Here is a 2,988-nt window from a genome sequence, read left to right as displayed (position 1 = left end):
TACTCTAGACGGTACTGGTGACGGTACAATGGATTACACTGTACGCTACTATAATTCAAATGATGAATTGCAAAGTGAGACAACAATCGACGATGTTCCAATAACTAAAGATACAATTATAAAAACTAAGCCAGTTTCTACAGAGGATATGGTTCTTGAAGTCGACAGTGATGGCGATGGAACAGTTGACAAGACATACACAGTGCCAAAGGGCGAAACTGTAGATGCAGAAAATATCGTAAAATTTAATCCAGATAATGGAGATCAAGTAATAAAGAGAGCTGTAGATTCAGAAGGTAAATTAAACTATACACCAGAAGAACCAACTAAGGATGGATATACTTTTGTTGGTTGGTATGAAGATACTGATGATACGACTACAGTGTACAAATCAGGCGCTACATATACTAAGGATGTAACTTACAAAGCTAAATGGGCACATGTCAAAATGCTTGGAGCTCAGGTTAAAGCAGTAGTATACGATAAGAGCGGCATAAGATTTGGTACAAAGATTTACAATGACGGCGATGAAATAGTTGAAAAGGGAACAATTATACTTCCTAAAAGCTTACTTCCTGAAGGAGAAACATTGACATTAGATACTCCTAAGATTGCTAGATCTATAGGTAAGGTCAATTATGAAGTAAATGAAGATCAAAATTATGTCACATATTTAGGAACTTTAATAGGTATACCTAGAGCTCAATTTGATAAACAAATTACAGCTGCAGCTTATGTGATTTACATGGATAAGGCTGGAAACGAATATACTGTTTATTCACAATATCCAAATGGATCAAAGAGTGTAAATGACTTGTTGAAATAGATAAAAATGCTTCCTTTATTGATACGATAAATTAGTATCATAGGGGAAGCTTTTTTGATGCATTATAAAAGACTATCGAGTTTTGCTCGATAGCCTTTTGTAAGCAGGTTTTGTGAGCTAGCTTATTAAACTCTATGACATCCGCTTTCGTCTTGAGTTATAAGATTTTTCTTCATTAAGACACCAAGGGCTCTTTTGAAGTTTTTCTTGCTAGAGTTGAAGACTGTTTTGATTTCTTCAGGAGATGATTTATCATTAAATCTCATGAAGCCGTCGTTTCCTTCTAGGTAGCTCATTATTGCTTTTTCTAGGGTGTCTAGCTCTTCTGATCTTTCGCCTCTTGGAGATAGACCTAGTTTGCCGTCTTCGTAAATTTTTATAACTCTTAGATTTTCTAGTTTGTCGCCTATTTTTAATTCCGTGAAGTATTCGTTGTTTAGAATTACTGCATCGTATTTGTTGTCGACACATACCATCGCTGTGTTGTTTGTTTGGAAGCCGTATACTATTCCCTCTACTGTATCGCCGACTTTGTAGTCGTGATTTGTTGATAAGTATGGGAAGATGTCAGTTGTGGCTGCTAATCTTCCGGTTTTATCTAGGTATATATAGAATAGGTATCTTTGGCCTTTAGTCATTTCAAATGTTTGTTGTTTGAAAGGAACTAGGATGTCCTTTGGAAGTCCTACATCGACAAAGCTTCCTATTTTAGTGTGTGCTACTACCTTTAAGTAAGCGACGTCACCTAGCTTTGCTTTTGGGTATTCTAAAGTGGCAGAAAGTCTACCTTCTGAGTCCATATATATGAATACTTCAACCTCGTCGCCGACTTCTACTGTGTGTTTGTTTAAAAGTCTTTTATGAAGTAAAACGTCGTCGTTTGAGTTTGCGCCTTCTTCTCCTACGAAATAGCCGAAATTTGTCTTTCTCTTTACTTTTAATTTATTGTATTCACCTAATTTTATCAAATTAAAATTCTCCTTTTCGTTCAAAATACTATCATTATTATATCCCTATTATACATGGATTATTTATTTTTATCAAACGGGATTGTGGAGGAAAACAAAAAGTTACAAAAAAGTAACAAAAATATTGTAAAAAAGTAACAAAAATGTAATAATATTAATTAACATAGAAAAGGGAGAATTAGTTAAATGGATAAAAAGAGAACAAAATTTTTAGGAATGTTGATTGCACTGACGATGTTATTTTCTTTTGTAGGTTCGTCTGCAGAAGGCGTGATGGAGGTATATGCTGATACTGTGAAAACTGTTACGGCTAGAGTGAATTTTAGAACGGGACCAAGTACAAGCTATTCTGTAATATGCAAAATCAATAAAGGTACAAAGGTGACTTATATAAGCAAAACTGGAAACTGGTCAAAAATAAAGTACAATAGCAAGACAGGTTATGTTTCTAGTAGCTATTTATCAGGCTCATCAAGCAAGGCGGATAGAATTGTCAGCTATGCTAAATCTAAATTAGGTTGCAAATATGTTTGGGCGACTCAAGGCCCAAATACCTTTGATTGCTCAGGATTTACTTATTATGTAGCTAAACAGACTTTAGGAATAACAATTCCTAGATCGCCATCACCACAAAGTAAATACGGTACATATGTGAGCAGAAGCAATCTTAAAAAGGGCGATTTAGTATTTTTTGATACTCAAGGGTCAAATGATGGAAGAGTTTCACATGCAGGTATTTACTTAGGTTCAGGACAGTTTATACATGCGTCTTCAACTAAGGGAAAAGTCGTTATATCAGATATGTCTAGCGGACATTATTATAGAGCTTTTGTAAATGGCAGAAGAATAGTTTAAGCTTGTAAAATAAATTTTTATATTTAAAAATAGAACCTCTTAGATGTATTTTTCATTTAAGGGGTTTTTTAATAGAATTTAAAGTAAATAATGGTATAATAGTTATAATAAGAAAATCATAATTATTATTTTTTTTGTATAAAAAATTAGAAAGCGGGGATAATATGAGGGAGAAATTAATTTCTCTTATGGTATCAGTGGCTTTGGTTATTACGGTAGGGTTTAAGGTAGTGAGCTATGCTAACTCAGAAGATATCGGAAGAGTTGAAACGAATGCGTTAAATGTGAGAAGTGGTCCTGGAAATACATATCCTGTTATATGGACACTTAAAAAAGGCG

3 protein-coding genes are annotated in these 2,988 nt (G+C 34.1%); 2 read left to right on the top strand and 1 reads right to left on the bottom strand.

Features of this window, described 5'->3' with window-relative positions:
• On the top strand, nt 1-826 hold an 826-nt coding region (locus MR593_RS02635; RefSeq protein ID WP_290686698.1), incomplete at its 5' end, for an InlB B-repeat-containing protein.
• Nucleotides 827-951: 125 nt separating this feature from the next.
• On the opposite strand, the gene MR593_RS02630 is transcribed toward MR593_RS02635, so the two are convergent.
• Nucleotides 952-1,794 carry a CvfB family protein gene (locus MR593_RS02630; protein ID WP_290686696.1) on the bottom strand — a complete coding sequence of 281 codons (843 nt, stop codon included), beginning with the start codon at nt 1,792-1,794 and terminating at the stop codon, nt 952-954.
• A 186-nt stretch (nt 1,795-1,980) separates the two neighbouring features.
• Here MR593_RS02630 and MR593_RS02625 point away from each other — a divergent pair, with 186 nt between their 5' ends.
• Nucleotides 1,981-2,649, top strand: coding sequence for a C40 family peptidase (locus MR593_RS02625; protein ID WP_290686695.1), 669 nt, complete (start codon nt 1,981-1,983; stop codon nt 2,647-2,649).
• The last annotated feature ends 339 nt before the right edge of the window (nt 2,650-2,988 follow it).

Origin of the sequence: Intestinibacter sp. (assembly GCF_022780145.1) — a bacterium.
GTDB lineage: Bacteria > Bacillota > Clostridia > Peptostreptococcales > Peptostreptococcaceae > Intestinibacter.
Note: the sequence above shows the minus strand (reverse complement) of the source record. Positions and strands in the feature narration are given on the sequence as shown.

Excerpts from the sequence above, each read along its gene's own strand:
- MR593_RS02625 (WP_290686695.1), top strand. The coding sequence starts at position 1,981 with ATGGATAAAAAGAGAACAAAATTTTTAGGAATGTTGATTGCACTGACG.